Annotated in this window: 14 protein-coding genes; 5 read left to right on the top strand and 9 right to left on the bottom strand. The window is 58.6% G+C overall.

Features of this window, described 5'->3' with window-relative positions:
• Positions 1-70: 70 nt before the first annotated feature.
• Genes MWU55_RS05515 through MWU55_RS05505 form a run of 3 tightly spaced genes read left to right on the top strand, consistent with a single transcriptional unit; the run spans position 71 to position 3,655 of the window.
• Positions 71-1,555 carry a di-heme oxidoredictase family protein gene (locus MWU55_RS05515; protein WP_246934755.1) on the top strand — a complete coding sequence of 495 codons (1,485 nt, stop codon included), beginning with the start codon at positions 71-73 and terminating at the stop codon, positions 1,553-1,555.
• A complete protein-coding gene (locus MWU55_RS05510; protein WP_246934754.1) occupies positions 1,555-2,577 on the top strand; it encodes an imelysin family protein in 1,023 nt (340 codons plus the stop codon). The genes MWU55_RS05515 and MWU55_RS05510 overlap by 1 nt, the downstream gene beginning before the upstream one ends.
• 4 nt (positions 2,578-2,581) lie before the next feature.
• Positions 2,582-3,655 carry a DUF1513 domain-containing protein gene (locus tag MWU55_RS05505; RefSeq protein WP_246934753.1) on the top strand — a complete coding sequence of 358 codons (1,074 nt, stop codon included), beginning with the start codon at positions 2,582-2,584 and terminating at the stop codon, positions 3,653-3,655.
• Between the two features lie 60 nt (positions 3,656-3,715).
• Here MWU55_RS05505 and MWU55_RS05500 read toward each other — a convergent pair whose 3' ends face one another.
• The 4 genes from MWU55_RS05500 to MWU55_RS05485 form a co-directional block, all read right to left on the bottom strand.
• Complete coding sequence (locus MWU55_RS05500) at positions 3,716-6,220, bottom strand: FAD-dependent oxidoreductase (protein ID WP_246934752.1); 2,505 nt, start codon at positions 6,218-6,220, stop codon at positions 3,716-3,718.
• Positions 6,221-6,329: 109 nt separating this feature from the next.
• Positions 6,330-6,986 (bottom strand): hypothetical protein, encoded by a 657-nt coding sequence (locus tag MWU55_RS05495; RefSeq protein ID WP_246934751.1) that lies wholly within the window; start codon positions 6,984-6,986, stop codon positions 6,330-6,332.
• Position 6,987: 1 nt separating this feature from the next.
• Entirely contained in the window at positions 6,988-7,521 is a 534-nt protein-coding gene (locus tag MWU55_RS05490) for a hypothetical protein (RefSeq protein WP_246934750.1), read from the bottom strand.
• Positions 7,522-7,527: 6 nt separating this feature from the next.
• Positions 7,528-8,514 carry a D-glycerate dehydrogenase gene (locus tag MWU55_RS05485; RefSeq protein ID WP_246934749.1) on the bottom strand — a complete coding sequence of 329 codons (987 nt, stop codon included), beginning with the start codon at positions 8,512-8,514 and terminating at the stop codon, positions 7,528-7,530.
• A gap of 185 nt (positions 8,515-8,699) precedes the next feature.
• Between MWU55_RS05485 and MWU55_RS05480 the strand changes: the two genes are divergently transcribed.
• Both MWU55_RS05480 and MWU55_RS05475 read left to right on the top strand, forming a co-directional pair.
• A complete protein-coding gene (locus tag MWU55_RS05480) occupies positions 8,700-9,182 on the top strand; it encodes an SH3 domain-containing protein (protein ID WP_246934798.1) in 483 nt (160 codons plus the stop codon).
• A 49-nt stretch (positions 9,183-9,231) separates the two neighbouring features.
• Positions 9,232-10,143 (top strand): cation diffusion facilitator family transporter, encoded by a 912-nt coding sequence (locus tag MWU55_RS05475; RefSeq protein WP_246934748.1) that lies wholly within the window; start codon positions 9,232-9,234, stop codon positions 10,141-10,143.
• Here the strand turns inward: MWU55_RS05475 and MWU55_RS05470 are convergent.
• The 5 genes from MWU55_RS05470 to coaBC form a co-directional block, all read right to left on the bottom strand.
• Entirely contained in the window at positions 10,140-12,158 is a 2,019-nt protein-coding gene (locus tag MWU55_RS05470) for a M3 family metallopeptidase (RefSeq protein WP_246934747.1), read from the bottom strand. The two genes, MWU55_RS05475 and MWU55_RS05470, sit on opposite strands and share 4 nt — an antisense overlap.
• 66 nt (positions 12,159-12,224) lie before the next feature.
• Positions 12,225-12,716 carry a GNAT family protein gene (locus tag MWU55_RS05465; protein ID WP_246934746.1) on the bottom strand — a complete coding sequence of 164 codons (492 nt, stop codon included), beginning with the start codon at positions 12,714-12,716 and terminating at the stop codon, positions 12,225-12,227.
• Complete coding sequence (gene moeB, locus MWU55_RS05460; protein WP_246934745.1) at positions 12,700-13,734, bottom strand: molybdopterin-synthase adenylyltransferase MoeB; 1,035 nt, start codon at positions 13,732-13,734, stop codon at positions 12,700-12,702. The genes MWU55_RS05465 and moeB overlap by 17 nt, the downstream gene beginning before the upstream one ends.
• A 1-nt stretch (position 13,735) precedes the next feature.
• Entirely contained in the window at positions 13,736-14,203 is a 468-nt protein-coding gene (gene dut, locus MWU55_RS05455) for a dUTP diphosphatase (protein WP_246934744.1), read from the bottom strand.
• Positions 14,200-15,405, bottom strand: coding sequence for a bifunctional phosphopantothenoylcysteine decarboxylase/phosphopantothenate--cysteine ligase CoaBC (gene coaBC, locus MWU55_RS05450; protein WP_246934743.1), 1,206 nt, complete (start codon positions 15,403-15,405; stop codon positions 14,200-14,202). Before coaBC ends, dut begins: the two co-directional genes overlap by 4 nt.
• Between the last annotated feature and the right edge of the window lie 13 nt (positions 15,406-15,418).

Genomic DNA, 15,418 nt, shown 5'->3' with positions numbered 1-15,418 from the left:
ATTTTTATCAACTAATCTTTACCTCTTCTTTCGTGCGCCCTAAAACGCCCTTGTCAAAGGAGCTGACCAGATGCGCATCGCACCACTATTTGCCACTTTAGCGATAATCAGCTCGCCCTTATACGCACATGAAATCGGACCATGGGGTGAACCACATCTGTCGCCCCAGCCAAGATCCCAAGCCGAAGCAGAGCGCATTAAAGCAGCCACCGCTGCGCCGACGACGTTTGATGAGCCTTCGGCATTTGAAACACGCAGTGCCGGGGCCGCAACGCAAATGGCCCCTCAACCAGGAACCTTGTTCTCATCCCCGCTTCCCACTTTGTCTGACGACAAGAAACTCGACTTCAGCCTAGGCGAAGCGATGTTTGAGAAGCTTTGGGTACAAGCGCCATCGTCGACGGTTTCGTCGGACGGATTGGGACCGCTTTACAACACGCGCGCCTGTTCAGCCTGCCACATCAATGATGGACGCGGGTTTGTCGCAAGCCCCGATGATCACAAGGGGTTGGTCTTGCGTCTTTCTGTCCCCGCCACCGGGATGCAGCCAGAGCCAAACTATGGATTCCAGCTGCAAACACGGGCGATTGCAGGGCATGAATCCGAGGGGCGATTAGGCATCGTTTATGAGGAACAACCGGTCGAACTGGGTGACGGTGCCACTATAACTCTGCGCGCGCCGCGCTATTCGGTTCAGGACGGCACCTTTGGGGATTTGGCAGCAGGTACAATGACCTCTCCACGAATCGCCCCGCAAATGATCGGACTTGGGTTGCTTGAGGCGATCCCAGAAGCAGACATTCTGGCGCTGGCAGACCCGATGGATGCAGACGGCGACGGGATTTCTGGCAGGCCCAATGTTGTGTGGTCTCGCGAATTTGACCAAAACATGTTGGGACGGTTCGGCCACAAGGCGGGCAATCCAACGCTCCGCCAGCAATCAGCGGATGCTGCCAACGGTGATATCGGTCTGTCGTCGACACTGTTTCCCGCGCATTCGGGCGACTGTACCGAACGGCAGAAAAACTGCATTCACGAACGACATGGCGGCACCGAAGCTCAGGATGGGGTGGAGCTTGGGAACAAAGCTTTGGACGTGCTGACCACTTATGCTGCAACCTTGGCCCCGCCCGCTCGTCGTGATGTGTCGAACCCGGAAGTGTTGCGTGGGAAAGCCCTTTTCTATCAATCAGGCTGCACGGGTTGCCACACTCCGGCCTTTGTCACCCACCGTCTGCCGGACGACCCTGCCCGTTCATTTCAGTTGATCTGGCCCTATAGCGACATGTTGCTGCACGACATGGGGGAAGGGCTGGCGGATCGCCGGCCAGAATGGCAAGCTAGCGGCCAAGAATGGCGCACGCCGCCATTGTGGGGAATCGGCCTAACGGGCCAGGTGAGCGGGCACTCGACCTTTCTTCACGACGGGCGCGCGCGATCCCTTCTTGAAGCCATCCTGTGGCATGGCGGCGAAGCGGAGGCAGCACGGGAAACCGTACGCCTGATGGACGCGTCGGATCGTGCTGCGCTGATCACATTTCTGGAGTCGCTTTGATGCGCCTTATGACAATTGTTGCCACCTGCATGTTGCCCGCGCAGGTCTTGACCGCTCAGGTCGCCCCCCGTGTTGACCATTCGGAAATCGCCGAACGCGTATTGACCGTATTCGACACCCAGTTTGGAGCGTTTCGCGACCAAAGCGCCTTACTGGCCGAAGTTTCGGAAGCATACTGTGAGGGCGGTACACGCGAACCTGTTCTTGATGCCTTGCAGCAGACTTGGCTGGCTTGGGCGCCACTCGATGCCTATCAGTTCGGCCCGATTGAGCAGCAGGCCGCGGCACTAACCGTGAATTTCTTCCCGGACAAAAAGAACTTCACGGGCCGCGCATTGCGCCAGCATTTGAAGCGTCCCGCAGCAGAACAAGGGGATCCCGCGGTCGTTGCATCCTCCAGCGCAGCACTTCAAGGGTTGCCCGCGGTCGAGCGTTTGCTCTTTGAGGATCTGCCAACCTGCCCGTCGCTTGTCGGCATCACTGGAAATCTGGCGCGTATAGCGCAGGATTTGCATGATGGATGGTTCAGCCCCGCTGGCTGGGCCGATCTGGTAAGAACTGCCGGACCCGACAATCCCGTTTATCTAAATGACGTCGAATTCACCAAACAGGTCTATACCGCACTTGGCTTTTCGATCCAGCGCCTACGGGAACACCGCATCGGTCGACCGCTCGGCACTTATGAACGCGCCTTTCCCAAACGGGCCGAGGCATGGCGTGCTGGCCTCTCCAACCAGATTATGATCGCCCAATTGGATGGCATGATCGAGGTTGTGAATCTTGGATTTGCCGGATCGGTCTTCAACCCCTCCCGCGCTTGGGTGGTGAAGGTTATCAAGGATACCCAAACCAGAATTGAAGCGATTGGCGCGCCCGTATCCGAAGCCGTCTTGGATCCGTTGATGCGCGTGCGAGTCGAAGGCATTCAAACCAAACTGGACTACCTGAAGGTCCAGATGGACGAAGATATCGGCCCCGGTTTGGGCGTCGAAACGGGCTTCAGCGCAGGCGATGGGGACTGATCCAATGAAACGTCGCGATTTTTTTGGCAGGATGGCGGCCGGGATCGGCACTGCCGCCCTGCCCGTACCTGTTTGGGCTGATGCAGGCGCACCTGATTTCGTGAGCGCCGGGAACAAGCCCGACAACTCAACCTGGTTGGTTGGGCTTAGTGACACCGGTCACGTTCGGTTTGAAATCCCAATCCCCGGACGCGGCCACGCCGCTGCCCTGCATCCTGAACGGCCCGAAGCCGTCGCCTTTGCCCGCAGACCGGGTCGGTTTGCAGTGATCATCGATTGCGCCAAAGGGCGGGAGGTTGCGCGGCTGGACAGCCCCGAAGGGCGGCATTTTTACGGGCACGGGGCTTACTCCGCCGATGGCACGCTGCTTTTCACCACGGAAAATGACTATGACGCGCCAGCGGGTGTTTTGGGCATCTGGGACACTAAGAATGGATATGCGCGATTGGGTGAAATCTCTTCCGGCGGCATCGGGCCACATGAGGTTCTGACCCTACCTGATGGCGGGTTGGTGGTCGCCAATGGCGGCATCCAGACCCATCCCGACATGGGACGCGCTAAACTGAACCTGCCTGACATGCGAACCAATCTGACCTATCTGGAAACGAATGGCGTCATCACGGAAACGGTCGCATTGACTGGAAAGATGCACCAGAACTCCATCCGTCACATTGCAGTCGACAGGGGTGGCCATGTTGTCGCTGCCCTACAATGGCAAGGTGCTCCAACGATGAAGGTTGCTCTGGTTCTTACACACACAAGAGGGGCGGACCCGCACCTTCTTTCTCACCCCGACGAAGAACTCCTGAAGAATTATGCCGGGTCCATAGCCACTTGCGCTGATAGCGGAGAAATTGCCGTTACCGGCCCAAAAGGCGGCCATGTCTTGTTTTTCAACGGCGATGGCACCCCGAACAGATCCGCTCCACACAGCACCGCTGCAGGTGTCGCACGATCAAAATCTGGCGGACTAATGATCACCTGCGACGTTGGGTTAGTTCATCGGCATCACGGGACAGATCGCTTGATCCCTGTCGCAGGTGAGTGGGCGTGGGACAACCATCTGGTTGCGGTTTAATCCCCGAAAAAATGAGAAGGCCCCGCAACAGCAAGGCCTTTTCAAGACTTTCCGAACTGATCAGCCGTTGACGCGGATCGTTTCGTTTTTCGGGTCATAGGGGCTGTCGACAGTGACCTCGGCGTCATAAAGCGCGCCCATGATCTTGACCTTAAGCTTCTGACCCGGCACTGCCAGTTCCGGCGGCAGATAGCCCATGCCGATCGATTTCTCGAACGCGACCGAATAGCCGCCCGACGTCAGACGTCCGACTTTCTTGCCATCAAGGAACAGCGCTTCGCGGCCCCACGGATCCGCATCATCGGGTCCGTCGATCAAAAGCGTACAGCACTTCACGCGCACGCCGGTTTTCACCATCGCATCCTTGCCGTGGAAGTCTTTTTCCAGATCGATGAAGCGCGGCAGGTCGGCCTCGGCTGGGGTCGCATCGCGGCCCAGTTCGGTGCCAAACGCACGATAGGATTTCTCTTGACGCAGCCAGTTCTGTGCACGTGCGCCGACCAGCTTCATACCGTGCTTTTCGCCTGCATTCACCAACAGATCCCACAGATAGTTCTGCATCTCGATCGGGTGGTGAAGTTCCCAACCCAGCTCGCCAGTATAGGCCACACGGATTGCATTCACCGGGCACATGCCCAGCTCGATCTGCTTGGCAGACAGCCACGGGAACGCCTTGTTGGTCAGCGCGGTTTCCGGGTCTGCATCGACGATGATCTCTTTCAGAACGTCACGCGATTTCGGACCTGCGATGGCGAAGACGCCCCACTGCGTGGTTACGTCCTGGATCTCGATATAGCCGAATTCCTCCATCTTGTCCTCGGCCGCTTTGCGCAGGAAGTCGGCGTCGTACTCGGTCCATGCACCGGCCGAGACGAGGTAGTAGTTGTTCTCGCCGTTGCGGACGATGGTGTATTCCGTGCGGGTGGTGCCGTGCGAGGTCAGCGCATAAGTCAGGTTTATCCGGCCAACGCGCGGCAGTTTGTTACAGGTGAACCAGTCAAGGAACTGGGTCGCACCGGGGCCTTTAACGACGTGCTTGGTGAACGCGGTTGCGTCGATCAGGCCAACGCCTTCACGCACGGCCTTGGCTTCATCCACGGCATATTGCCACCAACCACCACGGCGGAACGAACGGCTTTCTTCGTCGAAGTTCGACGGTGCGTCCACGGGGCCATAGTAGTTCGGGCGCTCCCAACCATTCACCCAGCCAAACTGCGCGCCTTTTTCTTTCTGTCGGTCATAGGCAGGCGACGTACGCAGCGGACGACATGCCGGGCGCTCTTCGTCCGGGTGGTGCAGGATATAGACGTGCTCGTAGCACTCTTCGTTTTTGCGCGCGGCGAACTCGGTGGTCATCCAGTTCGACGAATACCGTTTGGGGTCAAGCGATGCCATGTCGATCTCGGCCTCACCATCGACCATCATCTGGGCAAGGTAATAGCCGGTGCCACCAGCCGCGGTGATCCCGAACGAGAAACCTTCAGCCAGCCACATGTTGCGCAGACCCGGCGCCGGACCCACCAGCGGGTTGCCGTCGGGGGTGTAGCAGATCGGACCGTTGAAGTCGTCTTTCAGGCCACTTTCGGCACAGGACGGCACGCGCTCGGCCATCGCCATGTATTGATCCGCGATCCGGTCCAGATCCAGTGGGAACAGGTCGGCGCGGAAGCTGTCCGGCACGCCATGCTCAAAACGGGCGGGAGCGCCGCGCTCATAGATACCAAGGATCCAGCCACCACGCTCTTCACGGGCATAGGATTCGTTGTCGGCGTCACGCACAACCGGGTGTTCGGGGTTGCCCGCTTCGCGCCATTTGACCAGCTCGGGATCTTTGTCCATGACGATGAACGTGTGCTCGACCGGGATGGCGGGCATCTTGATGCCCAGCATCTTGGCAGTGCGCTGTGCGTGGTTGCCCGAAGCAGTCACGACGTGCTCGGCAGTGATCACGACCTTCTCGTCGCTCTCGATCAGGTTGCCGCCCTTTTCCACCATCTTGGTGCAGGTAACTTCCCAGTGAGTGCCATTCCAGTGGAAATCGTCCGCTTGCATCTTGCGCACGATCTCAACGCCACGCTGACGGGCGCCTTTGGCCATCGCTTGCGTGACGTCTGCCGGGTTAATGTACCCATCTTCGGTGTGATACAGCGCGCCCTTCAGGTCCGACGTCTCGATTAAAGGCCAACGCTCTTTGATCTGATCTGGAGACAGGAATTCATAGTTGATGCCAACGGTATCCGCGGTCGACGCATAGAGCTGGTATTCATCCATACGCTCGTCAGTCTGTGCCATACGCAGGTTGCCGACCACCGCGAAACCCGCATTCAGGCCGGTTTCTTCTTCAAGCTGCTTATAGAACTTGACCGAGTAGTCGTGGATGTGGGTCGTCGCATAGGACATGTTAAAGAGCGGCAGCAGACCGGCAGCGTGCCAGGTCGAGCCCGAGGTAAGCTCGTCCCTCTCGATCAGCATCACATCGTCCCAGCCTGCTTTGGCCAGGTGATAGGCGATCGACGTACCGACGGCACCACCGCCGACGACAAGCGCTTTTACATTGGTTTTCATGGGGCGACTCCCTTGGGAATAATCTGTTGCAGTATACATGCCAAAAGGTCGCGAAACGTGCCAATCCCTCCCGACCTAACGCGGAATGAAAACGACATATCCTTCAAAATCAGCGCGCCAAGGCGTCTGCCAAGGTATCGACGGGGATCACCGGCGTGATAAAGGCTTCGATTTCCTTGCGCCGGGGATGATCTGGTACAAACAACGTCATGCACATGTAGTCTTCGACCAACGCCGCCTGCGCCTCGAAATTGTAGCTTAGGTAAGCGCCCTGTTCCCGCCCCGGCCAGTAATAGGGGTCGCCCGGCTGAAAGCTCTCGGCCCCTGATTTCCACGGCGTGTAGCCCGTGCGTTCGCGATTTTGCCATTGCCAGACATGCACCAGCTCGTGCGCCATCAAAAGTGCGTGCGGCATGGGCAGGCTTTTCGGCCAGCCTTCGAACATGTCATCACGATAGAACTCGCGTTTCAGGTAGATCTGATTCCAAAGCACAAAGCCCGCCGGGAAGGTCCATTTACGGTCAGGCTGCGGCACGCGGTCACAAACGGTGTTAGGAATTTCGCGCGGCGTCGCCTTTGGAGTGTCTTGCGTGATCGGTTCAGGGTTTGGAAGCGGCAACACTCCAACCCCAGCACGCACGCGCACCTTGGTGGTGTCCAGAGTATCCCCGAACAGAACGCGCGACATCTCGGCTTCATTGTTGGACAGGGGACGTGAACAGGCCGTTAAGCAGACAAGGGCGACAAGGGTAGCTTGTTTGAGCATTTTAACGCCCCTCGGATGCAGATGCTGGCGCCTTCCGACGCGCTTTGCGCACCTGCGCACCGACATAAATCAAACCAATCACCAGCCCGATGATGCCCGCCAAATAGGATGTGTCGTGAAGCATCGCCGCGCGCCCATATCCGATCGGATCTTTGGCAGCGGCGGGTACCGGAATGTGGTCCATCGGCGGGGCCACCAAAAGGCTTACCAACCCCAGTGCAAGCGTGATCGAGACCACAAGAAATGCCGCCCGAAAGAACACTTTCGTCGCCAAAGTCGGCGAAGGAATGCCCAGCGACATGACTGAGATTGGAATGCCAATCACCAGCCCCATCCACCAGCTTGCCTGCCAACCGACCAGCGCCGCACCAATACGGTCGTGGAAATACTCTGGCATACGGAACTGAGTAAACTTCAGTGCGCGAAAGTAGTCTGGCCCGACCGAGTAGCTGATTTGGTTGTGCACCATTCCATAGATGCCAGCCAAAACGCATGCAAAGCCGACCAGCAAAGGAAGTTGCAGCACACGTCGCATGACTGATTAAAGCAGCCCCGGCACAACCTGATCGGGCGGGCGATGGCCATCTGCAAAGGTCTTGATGTTGATCAGAACCTTCTCTCCCATTTCGACACGACCTTCGACCGTGGCGGAACCCATATGCGGCAGCGCCACAACGTTGGGCAGATCACGCAGGCGGGGATTGATTTCGTTCCCGTGTTCATAAACGTCCAGCCCGGCCCCAGCGATTTCACCCGCGCGCAACATTCGCGTCAGCGCGTTTTCGTCGATCACTTCCCCGCGCGAGGTGTTCACGATCACCGCATCCGGCTTCATCAGTTTCAAACGCCGCGCATTCATCAGATGGAACGTTGACGGAGTATGCGGACAGTTGATGGAAATCACATCCATCCGTGCAACCATCTGATCCAGGCTTTCCCAATAGGTTGCCTCGAACTGTTCCTCGATCTGAGGATGCAGCCGTTTGCGGTTGTGATAATGCACCTGCATGCCGAAAACACGGGCGCGGGCAGCGACGGCCTGACCAATGCGGCCCATCCCAAGAATCCCAACGCGTCGGCCTTGAATGCGGTGGCCCAGCATCGCGGTGGGCGACCAGCCCTCCCACTTGCCGGAGGACATGACCCGAATGCCTTCCGGGAAACGGCGTGTGACCGCAAGAATCAGCGCGATGGCCATATCTGCGGTGTCATCCGCGGACACACCCGGCGTGTTGGACACCAATATGCCACGTTGTCGGGCCGTTCCAATATCGATGTGATCGACGCCAGCACCATAATTGGCAATCAGGCGCAGTCGTTCACCGGCCCCTGCCAACATATTTGCATCAATCTGGTCATTGATTGTCGGCACCAAAACATCGCAACGCTTCATGGCATCTGCGAGCTCTGCCTGACTCATCGGTTGGTCATTATCCCGAAGTTCAACGTCGAACAGTTCCATCATCCGGGTCTCAACGACCTTGGGCAACCGTCGCGTCACGACAACACTCAGACGTTCAGCACTCATGCCAGCCCTCCCTGCGGCTTTTCTTTTGCGCGTCTCCCTGCCAAAGTGACAAGTAACGAGGCAAGGTACAAGCTCTCTCCGGATCGCAAACGAAATAAAATTGCGCGGGCGGTGATGAGCGGCAGGAGATCGGTGTGAGTATTCGATTTAGCAGTAGTTTCGCGGCCTGTGTGCTGGCGGTTTTTCTGGGCGCGCAATCTGCCCATGCTCAGTCCGCTGAGCAGCCAGAGGTTCAGCAGGAACGTGGCACTGTCACCAACCTTCCGATTCCGCGTTTCGTGTCCCTTAAGGGGAAAGAAGGCAATGTCCGGCGTGGCCCGTCATTGCGACACCGGATTGACTGGGTATTCAAGCAACGCGGGATGCCCTTGCGCGTCATTGGAGAGTTCGAACACTGGCGTCAGGTGCAAGACCGTGACGGCGTCGGGGGGTGGGTTCATTACTCGCTTCTGTCTGGTGTACGCACGGCGATTGTCGACAACGATCTGACGCCGCTTTACAGCCGCGCGGACCCAGAAAGCCAAATCAACGCCTATCTCGAAGCGGGTGTCGTTGCCCGAATTGAAAACTGTGGGCCCGTTTGGTGCCGACTTAAGGCCGATGGTATCCGGGGCTGGACCATAAAAGACACCATCTGGGGCGTCGGCGCGGATGAAGAGATCAAGTAGCCGCGTCTTCACCTTGCGTATCAGGCAGGCAATACGCTAGCCCAGTGACATGAGCAACTCAGTCAGCACCAAACTGAACCTGTCCGCCGGGGCGGCATCTGCGCTTGTGGCGGTAACGCTTGTGGCGTTGAAGCTGTGGGCGCTTGGCGAAACGCAGGCCTTGTCGGTTGCGGCCTCGCTTGCGGACAGTGCGATGGACCTGATGGTGTCGCTTGGGGCGCTGGCTGCAATTTGGTACGCCGCCCGCCCAGCGGACGAGGATCACGCCTTCGGTCATTCTTCGGCCGAGGATTTGGCGGCCTTGGGGCAAAGCCTGTTCATTCTAGTTTCGGCTGGCATTATCGCATGGGCTGCGATTGCCCGGCTGTTGTCAGGGGAGCCAGCCCCGATCATGTCGCATGAAAGCGGCATTGTGGTCATGGTGATATCCATCGTGCTGACATTGGCGTTGGTACTATGGCAGCGCCACGTGGCCACGCGCACCGGATCTGCTGTGGTTAAGGCTGACAGCCTTCATTACCTGGGCGACCTCATCCCCAATATCGGCGCAATCCTATCGCTGTGGGCGGCCGCCTGGTTCGGAATGGAACAGATTGACAGCGTTGTCGCCATTGGGGCCGCGATCATGTTGGCGGTGGGAGCATTGCGTATCTTCAAAACCGCATGGGATGGGCTGATGGACCGCGCCGCGCCGGATGAAATGGTACACGGCATCGAGGCCATCGCGCGTGATCATCCCGGAATCTACGGTTTTCACGACTTGAAAACCCGCCGGTCCGGCTCAATCACCTTTATCAACCTGCATATCGAACTGGATGGCGCCCAAACACTGGACGATGCGCATTCCATCGGTGCCAGCCTGCGCCGCGCCATATTGCGCGCTTATCCCAACACGGATGTGCTGATCCACAAGGATCCGGTGGGGGTCGAAACGCATCCGGACGACCCCCAAAAAAGTTAAGCCAATCCGCGACCTTTCAAAAGCGGCTCAACGCCGGGCATGCGTCCACGGAAAGCTGTGTAAAGGTCCTCAGCCTCGACCGAGCCGCCTTTGGACAGGATGTGTTCTTCCAGCTTTTCAGCCATCGCCGGATCAAACGCATCGCCCGTTTCAGTGAAGGCTTCAAACGCGTCGGCATCCATGACCTCGGACCACATGTAGCTGTAGTAGCCTGACGAATAGCCATCGCCTGCAAAGACATGCGCAAAATGCGGGGTTGCGTGACGCATTCTGATCGCATCCGGCATACCGATCCGCTGAAGCGTTTCAGCCTGCGCCTGCATCGGATCAGCAGGGGCGGCACCATCGTGGAAATCAAGATCCACCAAGGCCGAGGACAGGAACTCCACTGTTTGGAACCCTGTGTCATGGGTCGAGGCCGCAATCAGTTTGTCCAGCAGAGCTTTCGGCATCGCCTCGCCGGAGTCCGCATGGGTCGCAAACTTGCCCAGAACCTCGGGCACTTCCATCCAGTGCTCGTAAAGCTGGCTAGGCAGCTCGACGAAATCACGAGCAACCGAGGTGCCCGAGATTGACGGATAGGTCACATCGGACAGCATCTGGTGCAAGGCGTGGCCGAATTCGTGAAACAACGTACGAGCATCGTCCCAAGACAGAAGCCCCGGACGCCCTTCTTCGGGTTTGGCAAAGTTACAGACATTTACGACGATCGGGCTAATGTCACCTTCCAGCTTTTGCTGGCTGCGCATTGCAGAACACCACGCGCCGGACCGTTTCGACCCGCGCGCAAAGTAATCGCCCACGAAAACCGCGATATGTTTGCCATCGCGGGTGACTTCCCATGAGCGGGCATCGGGGTGGTAAAGCGTCACGTCCAAGGGTGCGAACTCCAGCCCGAACAGGCGGTTCGCGGTGTCGAACGACGCCTCGATCATCCGGTCGAGCTGTAGGTACGGCTTTATCTCGGCCTCATCCAGATCATGCTCGGCCTCGCGGCGGCGTTCCGCGTAAAAGTGCCAGTCCCACGGCTCTAGATCGCCATTATGGCCGTCCGCATGCAGCATTTCTGTCATTTTGACCGCATCTTTGTTGGCAGCGGCACGGGCAGGCTCCCATACCTGCATCAGCAAACCACGCACCCGATCCGGTGTGCGCGCCATTTCAGTCTCCAGCTTAAACGCCGCAAAGCTGTCATATCCCAACAAACGCGCACGTTCTTCGCGCAAAGCAAGTGTTTCCGAAGCAATGGCCCGATTGTCGGTGTCGCCCCCGTTTGCACCACGCGCCACGTATGCCTCATACGCACGCTTGCGCAGGTCGCGACGAGGTGAGTGCTGCAAAAACGGGGTGATAACGGAACGGGCCAAGGTGATTGCCGGGCCATCCAGACCTTTATCCGCCCCTGCCCCGCGCGCGGCGTCCACAACAAAGCCTGGCAAACCTTCCAGATCATCCTCGGACAGTTCCATATGCCACGCGCGCTCATCCGCAAGAAGGTTCTGGGTGAAATCGGTGCCCAACGTGGCAAGACGTTCCAACACCTCTTTCAACCGATCCCGATCCGCCCCTTCCAGTAGCGCACCCGAGCGTACAAACCGCCGACGGGTCAGCATCAACACGCGCGCCTGTTCGTCGGTCAGATCCAGCGTTTCACGAGCTTGCCAAAGGGTTTCAATCCGTTGAAACAGGGCTGCATTCATCGTCACCTCAGACGAAAACGCCGCCAAAAGGGGCGAGAACGTGCGCTGCAATTCCTCGCGCGCGGGGCTGCTGTCAGCCCCCGCCACGTTGTAGAACACGCCCAAAACGCGGTCGAGCGGTGCATCGGCAAGTTCCAAAGCCTCGATCGTATTGGTAAATGTTGGCGCATCTTTGTTGTCCGTGATCGCAGAAATCGCCGCGCGTGTCTCGTCCAATGCGGCGTGGAATGCCGGTTCGAAATCGGTATCCGTGATCTTGTCAAACGGAGGCAGTTCAAAGGGCGTGTCCCAAGCGGACAGAAGCGGGTTGGTCATGGGGGTCTCCTTTGCCCGAAACCTATGGGGCCATTTGCAGAATTGCCAGATGCGACCGTGATATTATCAGTCCAGATCCAGATCCCGCCGAAAAGTCTTGCATTCAAACTCGGCAATCACATCGCTTCCGGTCACATGAAAGCCGTTCTTTTCCAGAACCCGCATTGAGGCCGGGTTGTCCAGTTTCACACGTGCCTCTATCGCCCAAAGGCCAAGCCTGCGCGCTTCATCGATCAGCAGTGCGACTCCACGTGAGGCCGTGCCACGCCCCGCCTGTTCCTGCCCAATCCGATAGCCAAGCTGCGCCACGCGTGCCTCGACCCCGGTCAGGTTCACGCGTCCAACGATCCGGCCCCTGTCTTTCAAAAGAAACATCAGCTCGCCTGCTTCGACCTGTTCCTGAACCAATTCGGTCAGGCGGAACAAGTCCCAGTAGATATCTGGGCGCGGGCCAACATGTGCTTCGAACCATGCCTTGTTGTGCTTTTCAAACAAGAACAGCGCCGGGGCATCCGCGATGGACAGACGTTCCAAAGACAGATCAGCCACAGCACTCACATCCCGCACGCCGCTTCGTCTTGATCACCCGCGTCTCGGCATACATCGCATCATAGATCAGCATTCGACCACGCAGACCCTCGCCCGCGCCAGTGATCTCTTTCACGGCTTCGGTCGCCATGATGCCACCGATGATGGCGGGCAGCGGGCCGACGACGCCAGCTTCGGAACAGGACGGCGCCAGACCGGGGGCGGGCGCTTCGGGGAAGATGCATTGATAGCAGGGCGCGCCATTGGCTGGGTCAAAGGTCGACACCTGCCCTTCCCACTGGCTGAGCGCGCCTCCGATAACGGGTTTGCCCAGCTTGGCGGCCACGCGATTCACCAGGTAACGGGTTTCGAAATTGTCCGAACCTTCGAGGATCAGGTCATAGTCCGCCAGAAGTCCGTCTGCGACGTCCTCGGTCAAGCGCCGATTATAGGGGCGGACCTCGATCGCGGGGTTTTGGGCTCGCATGGCAGCCTCGGCCGAGAACACCTTGGGCACTCCAATATCCGCATCGCGGTGGATCACCTGACGTTGTAGGTTCGAATTGTCGACAACGTCGTCGTCAATCACGCCAATCGTGCCTACGCCCGCTGCCGCCAGATACAAAAGGACGGGCGAGCCAAGCCCGCCTGCCCCCACCACCAAAACGCGCGCGTTTTTCAGCGCCACCTGTCCGGGGCCACCGATTTCGCGCAACACAATGTGGCGCGCATAGCGGTCAAGCTCTGTATCTTTGAAAGGGCCTTCGTCCGCAGCGCTGGAGTTTGGCGCTTCCGGCACACGTGCCTTAAGCCAAGCCAAACCCCGACCATAAAGCGCGGCCAATCCAATACCTGCAAAGAACACGGCCCAGATGGTAAAGTTGCCACCCAGTCCGGCCGTGATCGGATTTCCCTCTGGTAAGACCGAGAAGCTAAGCAGGATCACCCCGGCCAGAAGCCCTGTCAGGATCCAACGCTGTGATTTCGAGAAGCTTAGATAGCTGCCCCCGAGCCATATCAGCAAAAGCGCCAGAAGAACCCAATGCATGTCAGCCCCGGCCTGTGGAACCAAAGCCGCCAGCGCCGCGCGTGGTGTCGCCTAGCGCGTCAACCTGAGCGTATTCAGCCTGAACAACGGGCGCGATCACGGCTTGTGCAATGCGGTCTCCGTGACCCACGGTGAAGGGCTCGGCCCCCAAGTTGATCAGGATGACACCCAATGGGCCACGATAGTCGCTGTCGATTGTGCCCGGCGCGTTGGCCAGCGTCACACCATGTTTGGCCGCAAGGCCAGAACGCGGACGGATCTGCATCTCAAACCCGCCCGGGATTTCCACCCGCAAGCCAGTGGGCACAATGCGGCGCTCCATCGGTGCAAGCACCCAGCCATTGGCACGATCATCTGCGGGCAAGTTGGCACGCAAATCGGCCCCTGCCGCGCCTGAAGTCTCGTAAGACGGCAGAGCGATTGTGGGGTCACTGCCCTCGTCGCGCAGAACCTTGATTGCGGGCATCATTCGTTTCCCTTCAATGCATCCGCAATACGCGCCGCCAGTTGACGCGCTACGTCATCTTTGCCCATGCGCGGCCAGACATCTGCGCCTTCTTCGGTGATCAGAGTCACAGCATTTTCGCTGCCACCCATGATCCCGGTTTCCGGGCTGACGTCATTGGCGACAATCCAGTCGCACTTCTTGCGCTCCCGCTTCGAGGTCGCATTGACCATCACTTCATCTGTTTCGGCGGCAAAGCCGACAACCAAAGACGGTCGGCCCTTTTTCATCTGCGCGACGGTGGCCAGAATGTCCGCGTTTTCTGCGAATTTCAGCACTGGCAAGCTGCCTTTTGCGTCTTTCTTGATTTTGCTCCTCGATGCAGATGCCACGCGCCAATCGGCAACGGCAGCGGCGAAAACTGCGGCGTCCGCAGGCAAAGCGGCTTTCACGGCTTTCAGCATCTCTTTCGCAGATTGCACTTTCACCACATTCACACCTTCAGGCGGCGGCACGTCCGCCGGCCCTGTGACAAAGGTGACATCGGCCCCCAATGCGGCCAGAGCACGGCCCAGCGCGGTGCCCTGTGCACCTGAGGATCGGTTGGCGATATAGCGCACAGGGTCGATTGGTTCATGAGTTGGGCCAGAGGTTACAAGGATGTGCTTGCCCTTCAGGGGACCATCCATCAAGGCGGCCTCGACCGCGGCAACGATTTCGAGCGGTTCGGACATGCGGCCGGGGCCAAACTCGCCACAGGCCATTGCGCCTTCATTCGGGCCAACGAACAGAACGCCATCACCTTTCAAGGTTTCAACATTGCGCTGACAGGCAGGGTGTTCCCACATGCGGACATTCATGGCAGGTGCCACCAGCACCCGTTTGTCCGTTGCCATCAGAAGCGTCGATGCCAAATCATTGGCGAGACCACCGGCCATCTTGCCCAGAAGATCCGCCGTCGCGGGGGCGGCGACAACCAGATCAGCTGCGCGCGACAGCTCGATATGGCCCATCTCGGCCTCGTCGGTCAGATCAAACAGATCGGTGTAGACCTTGTTCGCCGCCAACCCAGACGCGGAAAGAGGCGTTACGAATTCCTGCCCTGCTTTGGTGATCACGGGCGTCACCTCGGCCCCGCGTTCGCGCAGCCGTCGGATCAGGTCCAAAGATTTGAAGGCGGCGATGCCACCACCGATGATCAGAAGGATGTGTTTGCCAGCCAGCATAGGGATCCCCTTT

This window comes from Aliiroseovarius sp. F20344, from assembly GCF_023016155.1.
In the GTDB taxonomy this organism is placed as follows: Bacteria; Pseudomonadota; Alphaproteobacteria; order Rhodobacterales; family Rhodobacteraceae; genus Aliiroseovarius.
This window is presented reverse-complemented; position numbering and strand designations above follow the sequence as displayed.

Bases quoted from the DNA above. Each gene is read 5' to 3' on its own strand.
- MWU55_RS05515 (WP_246934755.1), top strand. From the start codon at position 71: ATGCGCATCGCACCACTATTTGCCACTTTAGCGATAATCAGCTCGCCC.
- MWU55_RS05510 (WP_246934754.1), top strand. From the start codon at position 1,555: ATGCGCCTTATGACAATTGTTGCCACCTGCATGTTGCCCGCGCAGGTC.
- MWU55_RS05505 (WP_246934753.1), top strand. From the start codon at position 2,582: ATGAAACGTCGCGATTTTTTTGGCAGGATGGCGGCCGGGATCGGCACT.
- MWU55_RS05500 (WP_246934752.1), bottom strand. From the start codon at position 6,220: ATGAAAACCAATGTAAAAGCGCTTGTCGTCGGCGGTGGTGCCGTCGGT.
- MWU55_RS05495 (WP_246934751.1), bottom strand. From the start codon at position 6,986: ATGCTCAAACAAGCTACCCTTGTCGCCCTTGTCTGCTTAACGGCCTGT.
- MWU55_RS05490 (WP_246934750.1), bottom strand. From the start codon at position 7,521: ATGCGACGTGTGCTGCAACTTCCTTTGCTGGTCGGCTTTGCATGCGTT.
- MWU55_RS05485 (WP_246934749.1), bottom strand. From the start codon at position 8,514: ATGAGTGCTGAACGTCTGAGTGTTGTCGTGACGCGACGGTTGCCCAAG.
- MWU55_RS05475 (WP_246934748.1), top strand. From the start codon at position 9,232: ATGAGCAACTCAGTCAGCACCAAACTGAACCTGTCCGCCGGGGCGGCA.
- MWU55_RS05470 (WP_246934747.1), bottom strand. From the start codon at position 12,158: ATGACCAACCCGCTTCTGTCCGCTTGGGACACGCCCTTTGAACTGCCT.
- moeB (WP_246934745.1), bottom strand. From the start codon at position 13,734: ATGCATTGGGTTCTTCTGGCGCTTTTGCTGATATGGCTCGGGGGCAGC.
- dut (WP_246934744.1), bottom strand. From the start codon at position 14,203: ATGATGCCCGCAATCAAGGTTCTGCGCGACGAGGGCAGTGACCCCACA.
- coaBC (WP_246934743.1), bottom strand. From the start codon at position 15,405: ATGCTGGCTGGCAAACACATCCTTCTGATCATCGGTGGTGGCATCGCC.